General features: G+C 75.3%; 15 protein-coding genes and 1 tRNA gene. 6 read left to right on the forward strand and 10 right to left on the reverse strand.

Going from position 1 to position 18,014, the window contains the following annotated elements; genetic code table 11:
• Positions 1-201: 201 nt before the first annotated feature.
• A tRNA-Val gene (locus Sdia_RS09920) sits at positions 202-276 on the forward strand.
• A gap of 137 nt (positions 277-413) precedes the next feature.
• Here Sdia_RS09920 and Sdia_RS09925 read toward each other — a convergent pair.
• Positions 414-644, reverse strand: a complete 231-nt coding sequence (locus Sdia_RS09925) for a DUF2277 domain-containing protein (protein ID WP_100452886.1) — start codon at positions 642-644, stop codon at positions 414-416.
• A gap of 54 nt (positions 645-698) precedes the next feature.
• Entirely contained in the window at positions 699-1,313 is a 615-nt protein-coding gene (locus Sdia_RS09930; RefSeq protein ID WP_189499938.1) for a DedA family protein, read from the reverse strand.
• Positions 1,314-1,569: 256 nt separating this feature from the next.
• On the opposite strand from Sdia_RS09930, the gene Sdia_RS09935 reads away from it, so the two are divergent.
• Positions 1,570-2,214, forward strand: coding sequence for a superoxide dismutase family protein (locus tag Sdia_RS09935; RefSeq protein ID WP_189499939.1), 645 nt, complete (start codon positions 1,570-1,572; stop codon positions 2,212-2,214).
• A 69-nt stretch (positions 2,215-2,283) separates the two neighbouring features.
• On the opposite strand, the gene Sdia_RS09940 is transcribed toward Sdia_RS09935, so the two are convergent.
• From Sdia_RS09940 to Sdia_RS09950, 3 genes are all read right to left on the reverse strand, one after another.
• Positions 2,284-2,730, reverse strand: coding sequence for a DoxX family protein (locus Sdia_RS09940; protein ID WP_100452889.1), 447 nt, complete (start codon positions 2,728-2,730; stop codon positions 2,284-2,286).
• An 847-nt stretch (positions 2,731-3,577) separates the two neighbouring features.
• Positions 3,578-5,251 (reverse strand): alkaline phosphatase D family protein, encoded by a 1,674-nt coding sequence (locus Sdia_RS09945; RefSeq protein ID WP_115068678.1) that lies wholly within the window; start codon positions 5,249-5,251, stop codon positions 3,578-3,580.
• 136 nt (positions 5,252-5,387) lie between these two features.
• A complete protein-coding gene (locus Sdia_RS09950) occupies positions 5,388-6,041 on the reverse strand; it encodes an HNH endonuclease family protein (protein ID WP_115068677.1) in 654 nt (217 codons plus the stop codon).
• 989 nt (positions 6,042-7,030) lie between these two features.
• On the opposite strand from Sdia_RS09950, the gene Sdia_RS09955 reads away from it, so the two are divergent.
• Positions 7,031-7,696: an HAD-IA family hydrolase gene (locus Sdia_RS09955; protein WP_100452892.1), complete on the forward strand. Its 666-nt coding sequence runs from the start codon at positions 7,031-7,033 to the stop codon at positions 7,694-7,696.
• Between the two features lie 50 nt (positions 7,697-7,746).
• On the opposite strand, the gene Sdia_RS09960 is transcribed toward Sdia_RS09955, so the two are convergent.
• Positions 7,747-8,694 (reverse strand): peptidoglycan-binding domain-containing protein, encoded by a 948-nt coding sequence (locus tag Sdia_RS09960; RefSeq protein WP_229830487.1) that lies wholly within the window; start codon positions 8,692-8,694, stop codon positions 7,747-7,749.
• A 251-nt stretch (positions 8,695-8,945) separates the two neighbouring features.
• Between Sdia_RS09960 and Sdia_RS09965 the strand changes: the two genes are divergently transcribed.
• The gene (locus tag Sdia_RS09965; RefSeq protein WP_371874243.1) at positions 8,946-11,111 is read left to right on the forward strand and encodes an MDR family MFS transporter; all 2,166 of its coding nucleotides are present in this window, start codon (positions 8,946-8,948) and stop codon (positions 11,109-11,111) included.
• A 5-nt stretch (positions 11,112-11,116) separates the two neighbouring features.
• On the opposite strand, the gene Sdia_RS09970 is transcribed toward Sdia_RS09965, so the two are convergent.
• Complete coding sequence (locus Sdia_RS09970) at positions 11,117-11,644, reverse strand: GNAT family N-acetyltransferase (RefSeq protein ID WP_115068674.1); 528 nt, start codon at positions 11,642-11,644, stop codon at positions 11,117-11,119.
• A gap of 101 nt (positions 11,645-11,745) precedes the next feature.
• Complete coding sequence (locus Sdia_RS09975) at positions 11,746-12,102, reverse strand: antibiotic biosynthesis monooxygenase family protein (RefSeq protein ID WP_100452896.1); 357 nt, start codon at positions 12,100-12,102, stop codon at positions 11,746-11,748.
• A gap of 432 nt (positions 12,103-12,534) precedes the next feature.
• Between Sdia_RS09975 and Sdia_RS09980 the strand changes: the two genes are divergently transcribed.
• Positions 12,535-13,629, forward strand: a complete 1,095-nt coding sequence (locus Sdia_RS09980; protein ID WP_229830526.1) for a serpin family protein — start codon at positions 12,535-12,537, stop codon at positions 13,627-13,629.
• Positions 13,630-13,854: 225 nt separating this feature from the next.
• Entirely contained in the window at positions 13,855-16,002 is a 2,148-nt protein-coding gene (locus Sdia_RS09985; RefSeq protein ID WP_189500026.1) for a bifunctional glycosyltransferase 87/phosphatase PAP2 family protein, read from the forward strand.
• Between the two features lie 215 nt (positions 16,003-16,217).
• On the opposite strand, the gene Sdia_RS30020 is transcribed toward Sdia_RS09985, so the two are convergent.
• Positions 16,218-16,349, reverse strand: a complete 132-nt coding sequence (locus Sdia_RS30020) for a hypothetical protein (protein ID WP_258057166.1) — start codon at positions 16,347-16,349, stop codon at positions 16,218-16,220.
• A gap of 586 nt (positions 16,350-16,935) precedes the next feature.
• On the reverse strand, positions 16,936-17,934 hold the full coding sequence (locus tag Sdia_RS09995; RefSeq protein WP_371874262.1) for an ECF transporter S component: 999 nt from the start codon (positions 17,932-17,934) through the stop codon (positions 16,936-16,938).
• Positions 17,935-18,014: the final 80 nt, after the last annotated feature.

The following is an 18,014-nucleotide window of genomic DNA, read 5'->3' on the forward strand; positions in this document are numbered from 1 at the left end:
CGGAGCTGCCCGGAGCCCGGTGCGGCCGGGCTCCCTCATCTGTTGGAAGCCTAGGAATCCCGGGGCTCTCCCCGACATCCGGCGGACCACCCGGTACAGGTGGGGACAACCCCCGTACGCCCCTCTCCGGACCCCCTTTTCCGGGGCCGGAACGGGTTTGCCGGGCAGTGGCGGCGGCAGGGTAGGCTGTCGATTCGACCCGGGCGCGTAGCTCAGGGGTAGAGCGCTGCCCTTACAAGGCAGATGTCGGCGGTTCGAAACCGTCCGCGCCCACCAGGCCGAGGCAGTGAGAAGGCCCGGACCACCGGAGTGCATCCGGGAGTCCGGGCCTTCTCCGTGTCCTGCGGCCCGCCAGGCCGTTCAGAGCGGGCCCGCCGCACGCTGCGGCACGGCGCCGCGGGGGCGTAGGCCGCTCACGCCGTCGACCGGCCGGACGCACCCCGCACCTCCAGCCCCGAGAGCAGGGCGCGGGTGGCGTCGGTGACGGCCTCGACGGCCGTGTCGAAGACCTCCTGGTTGTGCGCGGCCGGAGCCCGGAAACCGGACACCTTGCGGACGTACTGGAGGGCGGCTGCGCGGATCTCTTCCTCGGTCGCCTCCTCGGGGAGCGCGGGCGGACGGAGGGTCTTGATGCTGCGGCACATGCTTCCAGTGTCGCGCGTACGGGGCCGCGCCGCCCGGTCCCCGCGGAGGCGGTCTCAGCCCGTGGGCGCCGGACGGCGCAGCAGGCACGCGGCGCCCGCCCCCGCGGCGAGGAGGGCGAGCACCGAGACGCCGGTGGCGAGCCAGTTGGCGCCCAGCCAGTGGCCGCCGAAGTAGCCGAGGCCCACGCTGTAGCAGGCCCAGGCGACCCCGGCCGCCGCGGACCAGGGGAGGAAGTCGCGGGTGCGCCGGTCCGTGGTGGCGCCCGCCCCGAGCGACATCAGGGAGCGTCCGGCCGGGGCGAAGCGGGCGAGGACCACCAGCGGGCCGCCGCCACGCGCCAGGGCGCGGCCGAGGCTCTGCTGGCCGGCGTGCAGGCGGCGCGAGCGGGCGAGGGCCCGGTCGAGGCGGACGCCGCCGCGCCGGGCCAGCCGGAAGGCGGCGAGGTCGCCGAGGACCGAGGCGGTGGCGGCGATGGCGATGAGGGCGACGATGTCGGGGACCGTGTGCAGCTGCCCGGCGGCCCCGGTTCCGGCCGCGGCGGCGGTGGCCGCGGCGATCACCAGGACCCCGCTGGGCAGCAGCGGCAGGAAGACGTCCAGCAGCACGGAGGCCGCCACGACGGCGTAGATCCACGGGCCCGCGGTCAGTGGCCCCATGCTCTCGAACACCCAGAACTCCCCGGTACGGACAGCTCCGCGATGTCGCGGGGAGCGGCAGAGGCGGCTGTCCCTCGGCCGCCCAGGTTACGCCGCGGAGAACTCCGGTGGACCGTGGGGCGCACGGTCGTTCGTCACACGGCTGCCAGCGGCCCGCCGTCACTCGTCCGGGTCAGCCGATGCGGTGTACGGACCGGTAGTCCCGTAGCAGTGAACCCGACGCGTACGTGCCCGCCGCGGGCACGGTCGGAGACGAGGAGTGAGCGCGATGGGTGCTGGGACCGCGGGACTACTGGCCGGAGCCGCGCTGGCCGCGCTGGTGACCGGCGCGGGGGCGGGCAGCGGCGTCACGGCCGAACCGGCGGCGGCCGCGGTCACGGGCGGTCCGGTGGCCCCGCCCACCGACGGGGGGCCGAAGGACCGCCGGCTGCGTGACGAGGCACGCTTCGCCCCGGTCGGTGCCTTCGTCCCGTCGGAGGCGGTCACCTACGACCTCGACCTGGTACCGGCCGGTGCGTGGATCAGGGTCGACCAGGCCGTCTCGCGGACGGGTACGACGGTCGTCGCCGAGGTGCGCGGCCTTCGTCCGGGGCGGGCGTACGGGGCCCACGTGCACACCGGTGTCTGCGGCGCCGACCCGCAGGACGCCGAGGGCCACTACCAGCACAAGGCCGACCCCGTGCAGCCGTCCACCGACCCCGCCTACGTCAATCCGCGCAACGAGGTCTGGCTGGACTTCACCACGGACACCGAGGGGGCGGCGCGGGCCGTCGCCCGGCACGCTTGGGGGTTCCGGCCCGGTGAGGCGGCCTCCGTGGTGATCCACGGTGAGCAGGGCGGGTCGGGGGCGCGGCTGGGGTGCTTCAGCGTGCCGTTCGCCTCGCCCGACGACGCGCCGGGGGCCCGGGGCTGAGGGCCGCCCCGGACCGTCCGGTCGGCGTGGGTGGGAACGGACGGTCCGGGGCGGGGCCGGGGGGCAGGATCAGGCCACGCTCGGTGCGCGGTCCCGCGGGCGGGGTTCGGGCGCCGTCCGCCCGGCGAGCACGCGGTCCAGTCCGAGGGCGCCGGAGCCGGTGAAGACCAGGAGCAGCAGGGCCCAGCAGAACACCGCCGAGAGCTCGCCGCCGTTCTGCAGCGGCCAGAAGGCGTCGGGCTGGTGCACGACGAAGTACGCGTACGCCATCGAGCCGGAGCCGACGAAGGCGGCGGCGCGGGTGGCGAGGCCCAGGGCGACGAGACCGCCGCCGACCAGTTGGATCAGGGCGGCGTACCAGCCTGGCCAGGCGCCCGCCTCCAGGGCGCCGCCGCCGTGGGCGCCGCCCAGGACGCCGAAGAGGGAGGCGGCACCGTGGCAGGCGAAGAGCAGGCCGAAGACGATGCGGTAGAGGCCCAGGGCGTACGGCTGGGCGCTGTCGAGACGAGACGTCATGGGGAAGGACTCCCTCGGCTGGGGTGGGGTGGAGCCGGGCGGAGGAGCGGAGATGCGTGGCGTACCGAGCGCCCGGGGCGCGGCGAGCAGGAGGAGCCGGGTGTGCCGGAGCGACCGGGGAGCACGGAAGGGCCCGAGAGGCCGGAAGAAGGGGGGAAGCTGGATTCCGGGCGGGTACGGGCGGCGTCGGCCGTACGGGCGCCGGGTGGGTCCGGCTGGGGACTGCCGGTACGGCGTGAGGCGGGGCAACGGTGCGCAAAGGCTAGGCGGAGCGGATGCTGCGGGGACGGAACGCTTCTGACCAGCGGGACTGTTATTTGTCTAGACCAAGTTCGCGAGGGTCGTCAATCATCGGGGGCTGACATCGGCCGTTCCGCATCCGCCCCGTGGCCGATGTGTGCCTCCTGCACCGGACGGTCGCTCCGGCGCGCGCCCGCCGGGCTTGCGAGGGCCGGCCGGGGGCGGTAGCTGCGGTTCCCTGTCGGTGGGCCGCTCGCCGGGTGGCGCGGCCCGCGCGTCCGCCGGTCTGCGGCGGGAGGTCTGGGAGCGCGACCGTGAAGGGGGTGCGCGTGGCTGAAAAGCGATGTCGAGGAGTGGGGGTGGGGCGAGGAACTGGCGCGCGGGGCCCCCTCCCTCGGGGGCGCGAGAGGGTGGCATCCGGGGGCCTCGTTCGGCCGGGGGTACGGCAAGTCTCCGTACCTTTCAGGGGTGTTGGGCGCGTTCGCCGGTTAAGTGCTCTCGGGTGCCGCCGGCCGGACGGCAGCCGGACAGCCGGACAGCCGGACAGCCGGACGGGAGGAGCCGGGCGTGCCTTCCGTCGGGAGTGACGCACCCGCCCGGCTGTCCTTCAGCCGTCCAGCCGCCCCTCCCACACCCGCTCCAGACGGCCCGGTCCGCGGCCGGGGCGGGCCTGGTCCAGGTGGAGGTCGGCGCGGCGGCCCTTCAGGGTCAGGGTCATGAGCTGGTTGCCGAACCACGGGCCGCCCGACCGCCGCCAGGTCACCGGTGCGCGGCCGGTGCGCCCGTGCCGGGCGAACACCCTGCCGAGGGCGCGCCCGACGCCGCTCCAGCCGAGCCGGAAGCCGGCCCGTATCGGCAGGGGGATGGCGTTGTGGACCGGGGAGCAGGTGAGCTGGTGCACCCGGCCCCGCGCGGGCGGGGCCGTGCCGGCGGCGGGGTCGGCACGAGTGGGGTGGCTCTCGGCGGCGTAGGCGTGGTGGACGTCACCGGACAGGACGCAGACCGTGGCGGGGCCGTCGGGGGCCGTGGCGGCCTCCTCGGTGAGGTGGGCGAGGCGGTCGAAGGAGGCGGGGAAGGCGGCCCAGTGCTCCAGGTCGGCGGCGCGGCGCAGTCGTTCGCCGAAGCGGGCCCAGCGGGGGCCGCGCCCGCCCCGGCAGAGCGCGGCGTTCCACCGCTCCGCCTCGTGGACCAGGTGCGGGAGCAGCCAGGGCAGGGAACTGCCGATCAGCAGGTGGTCGTGGCGACCGGGGTCGGTGAGCATCTGGTCGCGCAGCCACGCCTCCTCGTCGGGGTCCAGCATGGCGCGCTCCTCCTCCGCGAGGACCCGGGCCATGCGGGTGTCGACCATCAGCAGGCGGACCCGCCCCAGGTCGCGGCGGTAGCTCCAGCGCGTGCCCGGCCGGTCGGCGTCGGCCCGCGCGGCGAAGGAGCGCAGCGCGTCGGTGCCGTCGGGGGCGGAGCGGACCGCCTTGTACAGGGGGTCGGTGGCGAGATCGGCGGGGGTCAGGTTCCCCAGGTGCTGGTAGACCCAGTACGACATCAGGCCGCTGACGATGCGCTGGTGCCACCAGGGCGTCGCGCGCATCTCGGCGAGCCAGGACGCGCTGGTGTTCCAGTCGTCGATGACGTCGTGGTCGTCGAAGATCATCAGGCTGGGCACGGTGGAGAGCAGCCAGCGGACCTCGGGGTCGGTCCAGGACTCGTCGTAGAGCCGCGTGTACTCCTCGAAGTCGGCGACCTGTTCGCCCGGGGGCTCGGTGATGTCGCGCCGGGAGGCGATCCAGCGGCGGGTCTGTGGAGAGGTCTCGTCGGCGTACACCTGGTCGCCGAGAAGAAGGAGCAGGTCGGGGCGGTCCGCCCGGGGGTCACCGGCGATCCGGGCCGCGAGGGCGTCGAGGGCGTCGGGCCCCAGCGGGCCGTCCTCGCCCGACGGGGGAGAGGACCAGCGGCAGGAGCCGAAGGTGACGCGGACCGCGCGGCTCCCGTCGGCCTCGCGTGGGGCGGTCCTGATGGTGGACGGCGGGAAGGGGGAGCCCGGTGGCGGCCAGACCGGCTCGCCGTCGAGCCGCACCTCGTACGGGGTGTCGCGGTTCGCGGCCAGGTCCGTGACCGGGATCAGGGCGTAGTGGTGGCCCTCGACGGTGAAGGTCGCGGAGGAACCGCCGCCCCCGCCGTCGGGACAGTGGACCTCGGCGGTGCACGGACGGTCCGTCTCCACCCACACGGTGGCGGAATCGGTGTCGGCGTACCGCAGTACCGGTCCCAGGCGCAGCCCGGCCAAGATGGCTCCCTTCGTCAGCTCGCAGGGTACGGAACGCCCCGGGGGCCGTGCGAGGTTCCCCGGTTCCGTCTCCGCGGCGGCGCGGGGCCGCGGCCGGCGGCGGAGTCCGCCGCCGGCCACGGCGCGGGCGGCGGGATCAGCAGCTGTTGAGGACCGACTGGAGGGCGGACTTCTCGGCGGAGTCGACGCTGAGCTCGTAGTGGTGCTTCACGTGGACCCACATCCGCGCGTACACGCACTTGTACGAGGCGAGCGGCGGCATCCACTCGGCCGGGTCCTTGTCGCCCTTGGACTGGTTGACGTTGTCCGTGACGGCGATGAGCTGGGGGCGCGTCAGGTCGTTGGCGAGCTGCTCGCGCTCGGCGTTGGTCCAGCCGCTGGCGCCCGAGCGCCACGCCTCGGCGAGGGGGACGACGTGGTCGATGTCGACGTCGGAGGCCTGGGTCCAGGTGGCTCCGTCGTAGGCGGACTTCCAGGTGCCGGAGACGGCCTTGCACGCGGAGTCCTGCTCGACGCCGGTGCCGTCGCGCTTCAGGACGACCTCGCGGGTGTCGCAGTTCCCGCTCTGGTTCGACCAGTGCGGGAACTTGTCCCGGCTGTAACCGCTGGAGGAACCTTCCGCCTTCTCGGTGAGGCCGGAGAGGTACGTCTTCGCGGTGGCGACGCTCACCGGGGTGGGCGGAGCGGCCTGGGCCGGGGAGCCGGAGAGGAGGGCCGCGGAGGAGGCGAGAGCGGTGAGCGCGGCGAGGGTGGCGGGGCGCATCCCGCGACGCGCGTAGATTCCTGACATGCGTACTCCCTGAGGTGTGGGGGGCGACAGCCGCTACCGGCCCGTCGGGCCCGGCCATCCTGGCGCCCGTGGGTTTCGTGAGGGCGGGTGCCAGGTAACAGAGTTGCGTCATGCGCACGACACATCAAGGGGGCTGGCGGAAGGTCATCCTCCTTTCGGGTCGGCCTCATTGGCGTACGTGGTGGTGCGTCCCGGCATGGGGGAGCGGGTTCCGCGCCCCGAGGGGTGCCCGCCGCCCGGCGCGTGCGACGGGGCGCAGGGAGGGTGTACGGGGGCGGGGCCCGGCCCGTTCCCCGTCCGCGCCTGGCCTTCGGTGGAGCTCGGGGCGGAGCCTCGACGGCGAGAGAGGCGGTCGGTCCGGGCGGCCGCTCCCGCCCTGGCCGGCGAGAGGCGCCGACCGGCCCGGAACGCCGGCGCGGGAGGCCGCCGTTCGCAAGGTCGTCGTGGGGTGCGGGGGTGGACGGGCGGCCCGGGCCGTTTGCCGCCGCTGCGCGCTCCGGACGTGGAGATCGGCTGCTTCGACGGCGGGGGCGTCGCCGGGCGGGAGGTGCTGGGCGTGGCGCCGCGTGCCGCGCTCGCCTCGTCGCTCGCCGAGGACGCACCGCCGTCAAGGGCGCGGGCTTCCCGCGGGACGGTGTCGCCGTGGTGGCCGCCGTCGAGTGCGTCGCGGCTTCCGGGCGGAGGCGGGTGGAGGTGGTCCGGATCCGCCCGCCGCCTCGGGGCGGCTCACCCATGTGCTGATCGGGGGCGAGGGCGGGGTCCGGCGCATCGCGTTCGCGCGGCCGAGGCCGGTCACGCGTCTGACGGCTCGGCGGCGGCCGCGCGAGGAGCCCGCTGGCGCCGGACGGCTTTGTTTTGTATGGTGAACAAACAAAGTGATCCCGTCCGCACTCCCTGACCGGCGGACGGGGTCACTTGTGCACCGAGCCACGCCGGCGGGGGGCGTCCGAGACCGTCGGGCGGGCCCGACCACCCTCTGGAGCTGCCCGATGACGGCGACCCGTACCGTGCTGACCACCCGCGCCCTGCTGCTGGACATGGACGGCACGCTCGTCGACTCCGACGCCGTGGTGGAACGCTGCTGGCGCCGCTGGGCCGCCCGGTACGGCCTCGACGAGGAGCACGTGCTCGCCGTCGCCCACGGCCGCCAGGGATACGCCACCATGGCCGAACTCCTCCCGGACCGGCCGATGGCACTCAACCACGCGGACAACCGCGTCCTGCTCGCCGAGGAGACCGCCGACACCGACGGCGTCGTCCCGGTGCCCGGCGCCCCCGCCTTCCTCGCCGCCCTCGCCGGCGTCCCGCACGCCGTCGTCACCTCCGCCGACGACGGGCTGATGCGCAGCCGGATGGGCGCCGCCGGTCTGCCCCTGCCCGAACTGCTGATCACCGCCGAGCAGGTGTCCGCGAGCAAGCCCGACCCCGAGGGGTTCCTGAAGGGGGCCGCCGCGCTGGGCGTCGATCCGGCCGACGCCGTCGTGTTCGAGGACTCGGGCGCCGGAATCGCGGCCGGCCTGGCCGCCGGGATGCGGGTGGTCGGGGTCGGGCCCCGGGCCTTCGCGCACGCGCCGACGGCGCACGTCACCGATCTGCGCGCGGTACGTGTGGAGACGGCCGGTGACGGAGCGGTGCGACTCCACCTCGGTGGCTGACCGGCCGTCACGGCCTGCGTGACCCGCCCGGCCAGGTGGCGCTCAGCCCGTCACGGCGGGGAGGTCTCGCTCTCCAACCGCCTGCGCGTCGGACCGTCGTAGACCCCCAGGCTGCCGTGGAGCCCACGCGCCCACTGGTACGTCCGCAGCGCGTCCTCCAGACGCCGGCCGAAGTCGCCGTCGGCCCGTCCCCGGTAGAGGTGCAGCTGCTGGAGCCGCTGCTGCAGCTCGCGGACCCGCGGGCCGGAGTCGCCCCGGCGCAGCACCGGTTCCTCCTGGGGCGGCTGCTCGGGAGACGGCGCGGTGGAGGGCTCGGCCGGAGTCCGGCTCGTCGAGGGCTTCGGGGGCGCCGGTCCGTCGGGCCCCGCCGCCGGAGTGGGCGAGGCGGCGGGCCGCATCTGCCCGGGGGTGGCCGAGGGCAGGGCTGACGACGCCGTGGCCGAAGGGGCGGCGGGCGAGGACGGCGCGGGGGAGCCGGGGGCCGAGGGCGTCGCCGGGCCGGGGGCGATCGTGCGGGGCGCGGTGGCCGACGGCGTGGGCAGAGCACGCTCCTCAGGCCTCTCGTCGGGGAGCGAGTCGGTGGCGACCGCGCCTGCCAGAGCCACCACCACGACGGCCCCGGCCGACACGCCGAGGACCGCCGCCCGCCGCCTGCGCGCCGCGCGGGCGGCCGTCCGCCGGGGCCTCGCGCCGGAGGCCGGCGGCGTGATGTCGGCGGTGGTGGTGCCGTGCTGTCCCTCACCGTCCGCACTTCGCTCATCCGGCGGGAAGAGGTCCAGGTCCGAGACCTTGGGCAGGGGCGCGGTCACCTCGTGGGCCCGCCCGGATACGGCGAGGGGGCCGACGGCCGGGGGCGGCGCGACGCCCTGGGCCGCGGTTGTGGAGAAGTCCTCGCCGGCCTGCCGGTCCGCCTGGCCGTACCCGGTCGGCGCCTCATGGATCCGCGGGGCGCGGGCTTCGTACGCCGGGCCCGCCGGGGTGGGCGGAGCCCCGGCCACGTGTGGACCCAGATACGGGCGGACTCGTTCCCGGTGGCTGTCCTCGGCGCCGGGAACGGCGTCGCACACGCACGCCGCGCCCTGGCCCGTCCCGGGTCTCTGCCCGCCGCACTCCGTGCACCGCTGGCTCATCGCTGCCCCCTCCTCGGCCGCCCCGACTGACGCGATTATGCCGACGCGGCCGCCGCCCCCGCGCGGTGCCCCGCTGAACGGAACGTCCCGACAGGCCGTAAGGGGGCGCAACGCCCAGGATGGTGCCAGGCGACGCCGGTCGCCGGAGCGGCGGGCGGGCGCGGTGCCCGGCGGGTGCGCCGCGCGCGAGGAAGCCGGGAGGACACGATGGCGCAGGACGCGACCGGGGAGGCGGCCCCCGGCCCCGGGGCGGAGGCCGACGGGCAGCCGCCGCGCCGGGTGCTGGCTCCGTCGGGGCGCTCCTGCTGGGCATGCTGCTGGCCGCCCTCGACCAGACCATCGTCGCCACCGCCCTGCCCACCATCGTCAGTGATCTCGGGGGCCTGAACCATCTCTCCTGGGTGGTGACCGCCTACCTCCTCGCCGCCACGGCGGCCACCCCGCTCTGGGGCAAGCTCGGCGACCAGTACGGGCGGAAGAAGCTGTTCCAGACCGCCATCGTGATCTTCCTGGCCGGTTCGGTGCTCTGCGGCGTCGCCCAGGACATGCCGCAGCTCATCGGATTCCGCGCCCTCCAGGGGCTGGGCGGCGGCGGACTGATGGTGCTCTCCATGGCCATCGTCGGCGACCTCGTGCCACCCCGGGAACGCGGCCGCTACCAAGGACTGTTCGGGGCGGTCTTCGGCGCCACCAGCGTCCTCGGGCCCCTGCTCGGCGGCATCTTCACCGAGCACCTCAGCTGGCGCTGGGTCTTCTACGTCAACGTGCCGCTCGGAGCGGTCGCCCTCGTGGTCATCGCGACCGCCCTGCACCTCCCGGCGCGTAGGACCCGGCACGTCATCGACCACCTGGGAACCTTCCTGATCGCCTCGGTCGCCGCCTGCCTGGTCCTGGCAGCTTCCCTCGGCGGCACGAGCTGGGCCTGGGGCTCCCCGCAGAGCATCGGGCTGGCCGTGCTCGCCGTCCTCCTCGGCGCCTGGTTCGCCCGGGTGGAACGCCGGGCCGCCGAACCGGTACTTCCGCTGCGCCTCTTCACCATCCGCACCTTCACCCTGTCGGCGGTGATCAGCTTCGTCATCGGTTTCGCCATGTTCGGCGCGATGACCTACCTGCCCACCTTCCTCCAGGTCGTCCACGGCATCAGCCCCACCCTCTCCGGGGTGCACATGCTGCCGATGGTCGCCGGTGTCCTGCTCGCCTCGACCCTCTCCGGCCAGCTCATCACCCGCACCGGCCGCTGGAAGGCCTTCCCGGTCGCGGGCACCGGCGTCACCGCCGTCGGCCTGCTCCTGCTGCACCGGCTGCGGCAGAGCACCGGCGATGTGGAGATGAGCCTCTACTTCTTCGTCTTCGGTGTGGGGCTCGGCCTGGTCATCCAGGTCCTCGTCCTCGTCGTGCAGAACGCCGTCCCCTACGAGGACCTGGGCGTCGCCACCTCCGGAGCCACGTTCTTCCGGTCCATCGGCGCCTCCTTCGGCGTGGCCGTCTTCGGCACGGTCTTCACCAGCCGCCTCGACGCGGAGATCACCGAGGTGCTCACCGGCCGTCCGCTGCCGCCCGGTGTCGACGCCGCCACCCTGGAGGCCGACCCGCGCACCGTCGCCGCGCTCCCCCCGCACCTCCGCGAACAGGTCCTCGGCGCCTACTCCACCGCGATCACCGACGTCTTCCTCTACGCGGCACCGGTCGTCCTCCTCGCCTTCGCCCTCGCCTGGTTCTTCCACGAGGACCCGCTGCGGGGCGCGGTCCTCGCCCCCGACCAGTCCGAGACGTACGCGGGCAACCCGGTCGAACGCACCTCCCGCGACGAGGCCGAACGCGCCCTCTCCCTGCTGGGCACCCGGGCGGGCCGCCGCGAGGTCTACCGCGACATCACCGCACGGGCCGGCGAGGACCTGCTGCCCGCGTCGAGCTGGCTGCTGCTGCGCGTCCGGCGGCACGGCTCCGTGGAACCTGCCCGCCTCGCCGAGCGCCACGCGGTGCCGCTCCACCTCGTCGGCGCGGCGGCGCGTGAGCTGGAGGAACGCCGCCTCACGGACCGGCTCGGGCTCGAACTGCGCCTCACCAGGGCGGGGGCGGAGAGTGCGGAGCGCCTCTCCCGGGCCAGGGAGGAGACGCTGGCGGAACTCCTCGGCGACTGGTGGGGGCCCGAACGCCCCACCGACCTGGCCGAGATCGTGCACCGGCTGAGCACCGCGCTCTGCGGCTCCGACGGCGAGCGGCCGCAGCACGGCGCGCGGCGCCCGAAGGAGGGGGGAGCCCCAAGGGCTGACGGAGGGCGGTGACGGGCTCAGCCCTCGCCGGGCGGCAGCCGCTTGGCGTACCAGCGCTCCGCGTACGGGCCCTCGCGGTACGCCTCGGTGCGGGTGAAACCGTGCCGCTCGTACACACGGTGCGACTCCACCAGGTCGTGACGGGTGTCCAGGACCAGCCTGGCCGCGCCCAGAGCCGTCGCGGCCGTGTCGACCGCCGCCATCAAGGCGGAGCCGCCACCCGTGCCCCGGGCGGCCGGGCGGACGAAGACCCGCCGGACCTCCGCGGTCCCGGGCTCCAGCCGCGCCAGCCCCGCCATGCCGGCCGCCTCGCCCGCCAGTCGCGCCACCAGCAGCAGCCCGCGCGGTGGCACCAACTGCTCCGGTCCGTCGTCGGCGGCGATGCCGCGGGCCAGTTCGTCGGGCGGCGTGTCACTCCCGTGGTGGAGCCGGTACCAGCGGTCGCTGACCTCGGTGTAGTACGCGGCCCAGAGCGCCCGGGCCTCCGGCGAGCCGGCCGGTTCGGCAGCGACGGTCCAGCGGGTGAGTGCGGTCATGCGGGGCATTGTGACGCAGCCACAGGCAGCGCCGCCTTGACTTTCCGCGCGGGACCGGACGGGCGCGGAGGGTGGACCGGTGCCGCCGGCCCACCGCTCGCCAGGCGGGGTCAGGACTGCTTCGGGGCCGCCTGCTGGACGACGTCGAAGGACCACAGGGTGGAACCGGAGGCGGCCGGACGGGGCCGCTCGCCCTGCGGAGCCTCACCCGGCGCCGAGTCACCACCGGGGCGGCCCTGCTGGTGGGCGGAGGCCATCGGGCCCTCCATCCACGCCTGGAACGCCGCCTCGTCACGCCAGCGCGTGTACACGAGGTACTGGTCGGTCCCCTCGACCGGACGGAGCAGTTCGAACCACTCGAAGCCGTCGGAGTTCTCCACGGAGCCCGCGCGGGACGCGAAGCGCTTCTCCAGGACCTCGCGCTGCTCGGCGGGGACTTCCAGCACATTGATCTTCACGATGCTCATGGCGCCCATCCTGCCGCACCGCTCCGACATTCCGGGCAGGAGGGTGGCCCGCCGCATCCCCGTGCGTGCGGCCGGAACCCGCGGCGGCCGCTCGCGGCCCGGGGAGCGCCCGCCGGCCGTACCGGCCCGAGCGGGCCGGGCGCGAACGGCCGGCCGACGACGGCCTCCCACGGTGGGAACGCCCGCTTCTCGACGCGACCACGGTGACTGTCGGTGACCGGTCTCATACTGGTCCACAGATCGCGAGGGGCTTCGGCCGGCCGGTGCTCGTGCGACACGCGCGCGGCCAGGCCGGAGTCGCGGGACAGGAAGCGGAGGGGGAGCGGTATGAGGCGGACGGTCAGTGGCACTGGCGGGACCGGTGGGTCGCCCGGGGCGCGGGGGGAGCCTGGGGGCTGCCCCGAGAGTGAGACGGCGGGATGGGTGCGCGGGGTGCGGGAGCTGGCGGAGCGCTGGCTCCCGCTGGCCGGCCGGGGCGACTTTGTCCTCTCCCCGGCCGGCCTGTGGCTGGCTCTGGCCGCACTCTCCGCGGGCGCGCGGGGTGACACGGCCGCGGAACTCCGGCGGCTGCTCGGGGTCGACGCCGCAGAGGCGGCCCGCGCGGTCGCCTGGACCGCCGCCACCCTGGACGCCACCGACGCCCTCCGCCACGCCACCCGGATCTGGAGCCGGGTGCCGCTGGAACAGGCGTACACGGAGGCGCTGCCGGGTGTCGGCAGCGCTCCCATGGACGTGGCGGCCGTCGACGCCTGGGTGCGGGAGGTCACGCACGGCATGGTGGAACGACTGCCCCTGCGCGTCACCGACGAGACCCTCCTCGTGCTGGTCGACGCGCTGGTGCTGACGGCGCGCTGGGCCGAGCCCTTCCCCGGCGCGGCCACCCGGCCACGCGACTTCACCGCGGGCGACGGGACCGTCCGCGCGGTCCCCACCATGCACCGCGGCTTCCCGGCCGGCCAGGCGTGGACCGCCCCCGGTGGCGTGCGCGTCCTCGACCTGCCCTGCGCGCCCGCCGAGCCGGGACGCCCGCCGGCACGGGTCCGCTTCGCCCTCGGTCCGCCCGACGCCCCGCCCGCCGACGTGCTGGCGGCCACCTGGGCGCCGCCCGCCGCGCGCACCCCGATCGAGGCCGACCGTGTCGCTGTCGCCCTGCCGCGCCTCGCGCTGCGGACGACACGCGACGCCACCGACGACGTGGCCTCTCTGGGCGCGCCCACCGTGCTCACCGAAGCGGCGGACCTCGGCGGACTCTCGCCCGTGCCGCTCGCCCTCTCCCAAGCGGTCCAGGAGAGCGTGGTGCGGGTGGCCGAGCAAGGCGTGGAGGCCGCCGCGGTCACCGCGCTCGCCACCCGGTTCGGCGCGCCCCCGCCCCCCGAGCGTGTGGAACCCCTCACCTTCGACCGGCCCTTCGGCTTCACGGTGCTCGACGGTGCGGGCATGCTGCCCCTGTTCACCGCATGGCAGTCAGGTGTGCCCGAGGATCCGGGAGCCTCTCGCGAGGGTGACGAGTCCCGAGGCGCGCCGTGAGGTGCCTGGTCCGACCGGTCCCTGGCCCTTGGACCGGGGCCGGGCGGCGGCGGAGCCCTGCCGCACGGCGGTCCCGGCGTTCCGGGGCGGGCGGGGGAGAGCACAGCACAACCCGGGTGCGGGTTTCACGGTCCTGTTGTGCGGCGCAGGGGGCGCCGGACCCGCCGGGGGCGGACGGGCCGACAGGACAGTGAGCGGCGGGAGAGGCGACGGAGCGTGGCGGACGTGAAGAGAGAGGGCGGCGGCCTCGCGACGGCCGGGGCGGCCCCCGTGGACGGCGGCGGTGGCGCGGGCACCGCCCGGCTGTTGCTCTGGCTGGTCGTGACGGCGCTCGGGGTACGGCAACTGGTGGCGCTCCTGCGCCTGCCACCCGGAGAGCGCTTCCTCGACCTGGAAGCCTGGGCGGCCTTCGGCGGAGTGCCCCGGCCGTCCGGCGAGCTGTACGCGGACGGCGGCTACTCCGGCACGCCCTTCGCCGCGCTGGTGCTCACCCCGCTGAAGCGCGCGGGTGAGCAAGGTCTGGGACTGGGCTGGACGTTCGGCACGCTGCTGCTGGTCGTCGCGGTCGGCGTGGTCGCCGCCCGGGCGCTGCCCCGGCCCGCGCAGGGACGGACGGTGCTGCCGGCGGTGCCGGTCGCGGTGGCGCTGCTCCTGCTCTCCCTGCCGGTCCGCAACACCTTCTTCCTCGGCCAGACCAGCGTCCTGCCCGTCCTGCTGGTGCTCCTCGGCTGCTGCGTGACACGGGACGCCCGTGCCCGAGGCGCGCTGATCGGCGTGGCCGCCGCCTTCCAGCCGGCCCTGCTCCTCTTCGCCGTGTTCCTCTGGTGCACCGGGCACCGCCGCGCCGCGGGATGGACCGCCGGGGTCTTCGGCGCGGCCGCCGCCCTCGCCTGGGCGGTGCTGCCCGAGGACTCCGCGGCCTACTGGCTGCGTCATCCGGCCGGGCTCGGACTGGGCGACCCGGCGGAGGTCGCCAACCAGTCGCTGTACGGGCTCGTCCTTCGGCTCGGGCTGAGCGGCCCCGTCGCGCTGCTGGTCCTGCTCGCCGTGGCCGCCGTCGTCTGCCACGTCGGGCTGCGGCGCGCCGTGCGGTACGCCGAGGACGGGCAGACGCTGCTGGCGGTCGCCCTGACCGGATGCGTGGCGGTGGCGGTCGCCCCGGTCTCCTGGCAGCACCAGCTGCTCTGGGTGCTGCTGACCGTGGCCGGGCGCGCGGGCCGCGGAGCCTCCGACCGCTACGTGTGGCCGGTCGCCGTGGTCCTGGTGATGACCCTGCCCGCCAGGATGCTCCTGCCCAACATGGAGCTGCTCTCCCCGGTACGGGACAACATCCTGCTGCTCACCGCTGTCGCGGCCGCCTGCTGCGTGCCCTTCCTGAGGCGCGCCGAGAGGGAGTTCGCCCGGCCGCGACCGACCGTCCACGCGCCGCCCGGCGCGTCGAGACTGAGGGGAGTGCCGCTGCTGCCCTTCTGGCGGCGGGTCCTGACGCGGCCCAACCTCCTCCTGGAACTGCTGCTGATACGGGTCGGCTACTCCGCCTACTCCCAGGTGCGGATGGCGGCGGCCGGCAGCCGGGCCACCGCGGAGGCGCACGGCGAGCAGATCCACGCCATCGAGCGGTTCCTCCTCCTGGACATCGAGCACCGGGTCAACCACGCCGTGGTCCGCACCGGCTGGCTGGAGGGTTTCCTCAACTTCTACTACACCTCCTTCCACTTCGTGGTCCCGCTGACCGTGCTCGGCGTGCTGTACGTCCGCCGGCCCGACGCCTACCGGTGGGCGCGGACGGCGCTGGGCTTCGCCACCCTGCTGGCCCTCCTCGGCTTCTGGCTCTACCCACTGGCGCCACCCCGGCTCATGCCGGCGCTGGGCTTCATCGACACCGTCCACGGCGTGCAGGACTTCAGCCGCCCGGACTACGGCTCGCTGACGGCCTTCACCAACCAGTACGCGGCGATGCCCTCGCTGCACTTCGGCTGGTCGCTGTGGTGCGGGGTGGTCGTGGTGGCTCTGGCGCCGAAACTCTGGATGAGGCTGCTGGGACTGCTCCATCCCCTCTTCACCGTCTGCGCGATCGTCGGCACCGCCAACCACTGGGTGCTCGACGCCGTCGGCGGGGCGATGGTCGTGGCCGCGGGCTTCGGCCTCGTCCACGTCCTGGCGGGGCCGCGGCCCCGTGTCAGGACCGGCGCGATGCGGGAGCCCGCTCCGCAGCCGGCGCCGGGGGCCGGGCCGGTGCCGGAGGCCGGGTCGGGGCAGGAGACCGGGCCGGTGCCGGAGGCGGTACGTGACGGAGCCACGCGGGCGAAAGGCGCCGGGGGCGGAGAACCGGAAGCCGAGGGAGAGGGGGGACGGGTGCCCAGCCCGGGATGAGGTCGGCCGAGCCGCGCCGGGTGGGCGTCGGGCCGGGTCGTCCGTTCCCGGACAGGCCGCAGGGCGGTTTCTCTCAGTGAGGGACACCGGCCAGGGGCCGGGCGTGGGGGCCCGCCCCGGCGTGCGGACCCGCCGTGGGGACCCGGCCCGGGGGACCGGGGCGTCCACTGGCATGGGCGCCATGCCCGGAGCCGGGCGGTTTGCGGCCCGTCGGCTCAGCAGCAGCCGTGGGCCTGCCGGAACTCCCAGACGGGTGCCGGGCTGCCGTAGCGGTCGTTCAGGTAGTTCACGCACCACTCGCTCCGTATCGCGGGGTTGGACTTCCGGACCGGGCCGGCGGGGGCCATCTTCTTGGCAGGGCAGGGTCGGGTCTGACCAGGCCGTAGGTGCCGGACGACTCGTCGGTGGCGCGCGGGTTCCACCCGCTCTCGCGCCCGACGAGTCGCTGAACGCCTGGTACCGCGCGTGGCCCGTCCACGTTCAGCTGCCGGCGATGGCCTGCGGTGGTCCTTCGGCGGACTGGGCCGGAGCCGGGTGAAGGCGAGGCCGATGGTGGGGGCGGCGCGGGCGGTGCCCACGGCGATCTTCTTCAGGACGGCCAGGCGACGCGTGAGGGCGAAGGGGAGGGGAGAGCCTTCCCACGGGGAGGAGGCCGCCGACCGGGAACGGTCCGCGGAAGCGCGTTCCGGCGGCAGCGTTCGGCGACGTCCCCCAGACGGCCGGGTGGTCGCCCGCCTGGCAACGCACCGCTGCACTACGCGTTGTTCGGGGGAAGGTCCCGTTCCGGAGAGTGGGCGGTTTTGGCAGGCGGGGCGTGCCCGACGGGGCCGGAAGTGAGTGAGCGCGGCTACCAAGGCGCAGAGGGAGGGCCGACGGGTCTGCGGGCGGCTCAGGAGCGTACTCCCCTGGTCTCACCCCGGGGGAGGGCTCCGGCTACCGGGACGCGGGTTCTTCGCCCGGCCCGTCCGGAGGTTCGGCGGACGCCCGGACCACGGACGCATCAGCGTGCTCCCCTCGCGCACGCGCCACGGACGTGCCCTCCCCGGCGCCGGAAGCCCCGGCCCGGCCCGGTCCGGCGTCCGCGAACCGCACCGGAGTGTCGAAGGCGGCCCTGCGGGTGGCCCGGCGCAGAGCCCGCAGGACCGAGGGGCCCAGCGTCAGGGCCAGCACCACGGTGAGGGCGGCGCGGGGCAGGTCCCAGCCCAGGGAAGTGGCGAGGCAGTAGACCAGGAAGCGGCCCAGGTTGTCGGCGACCGGGTCGCCCGGCACGAAGGAGACGCCGGTCGACAGACCCCCCAGATAGGTCCAGCCCTGGAGGTTCATCACGGTGCCGTACAGGACGGAGGAGAGCGCGCCGTAGGCGGCGACCAGCAGCAGTTCGCCGCGTCCCCGCAGGGTGTCGCGGCCCGGCAGCAGGCCCGCGCCCATGCAGACCCAGCCCATGGAGAGCATCTGGAACGGCATCCACGGGCCCACCCCGCCGGTCAGCAGAGCCGAGGCGAACATCGACAGGGCGCCCAGCACGAACCCGAACCCCGGCCCGAGCACCCGCCCCGAGAGCACCATCAGGAAGAACATCGGCTCGATGCCCGCCGTCCCCGCGCCGAGCGGACGCAACGCCGCCCCCGCCGCCGCGAGCACCCCGATCATGGCGATGGCCTTGGAGTCGACCCCGTTGTCCGAGATGGTCGCGACCACCACCCCCAGCAGCAGCGGCAGCAGGGCCGCGAAGAGCCACGGGGCGTCCTGGGCGTGGGCCAGGCCCGACTCCGGGGAGGCCAGCAGCGGCCAGCCGAAGGCCGCCACACCGACAGCGCTGACCAGCCCCAGCGCCAGCGCCGACCGGAGGCCGATGCGCACCGCCCGGGTCTGCCGCTGCACCGCCTCGCCGCCCGGGCCCTGTTCCCCCGGTGCGCTGCCGATCGTCCGCACCCTCCACCGGGATGTGCCCTTCGCGGTGGAGAGGCCGTTCGGCACGGTGCTTTCCTCGGCGGTCCCGTCGGGTGACGCCG

Source organism: Streptomyces diastaticus subsp. diastaticus (assembly GCF_011170125.1).
In the GTDB taxonomy this organism is placed as follows: Bacteria; Actinomycetota; Actinomycetes; order Streptomycetales; family Streptomycetaceae; genus Streptomyces; species Streptomyces diastaticus.

What these genes read in the sequence shown, in the direction of transcription:
- Sdia_RS09970 (WP_115068674.1), bottom strand. Translation starts at nt 11,644, where the DNA reads ATGCCCCGCATGACCGCACTCACCCGCTGGACCGTCGCTGCCGAACCG.
- Sdia_RS09955 (WP_100452892.1), top strand. Translation starts at nt 7,031, where the DNA reads ATGACGGCGACCCGTACCGTGCTGACCACCCGCGCCCTGCTGCTGGAC.
- Sdia_RS09975 (WP_100452896.1), bottom strand. Translation starts at nt 12,102, where the DNA reads ATGAGCATCGTGAAGATCAATGTGCTGGAAGTCCCCGCCGAGCAGCGC.
- Sdia_RS09950 (WP_115068677.1), bottom strand. Translation starts at nt 6,041, where the DNA reads ATGTCAGGAATCTACGCGCGTCGCGGGATGCGCCCCGCCACCCTCGCC.
- Sdia_RS09935 (WP_189499939.1), top strand. Translation starts at nt 1,570, where the DNA reads ATGGGTGCTGGGACCGCGGGACTACTGGCCGGAGCCGCGCTGGCCGCG.
- Sdia_RS09965 (WP_371874243.1), top strand. Translation starts at nt 8,946, where the DNA reads ATGGTGCCAGGCGACGCCGGTCGCCGGAGCGGCGGGCGGGCGCGGTGC.
- Sdia_RS30020 (WP_258057166.1), bottom strand. Translation starts at nt 16,349, where the DNA reads ATGGCCCCCGCCGGCCCGGTCCGGAAGTCCAACCCCGCGATACGGAGC.
- Sdia_RS09925 (WP_100452886.1), bottom strand. Translation starts at nt 644, where the DNA reads ATGTGCCGCAGCATCAAGACCCTCCGTCCGCCCGCGCTCCCCGAGGAG.
- Sdia_RS09940 (WP_100452889.1), bottom strand. Translation starts at nt 2,730, where the DNA reads ATGACGTCTCGTCTCGACAGCGCCCAGCCGTACGCCCTGGGCCTCTAC.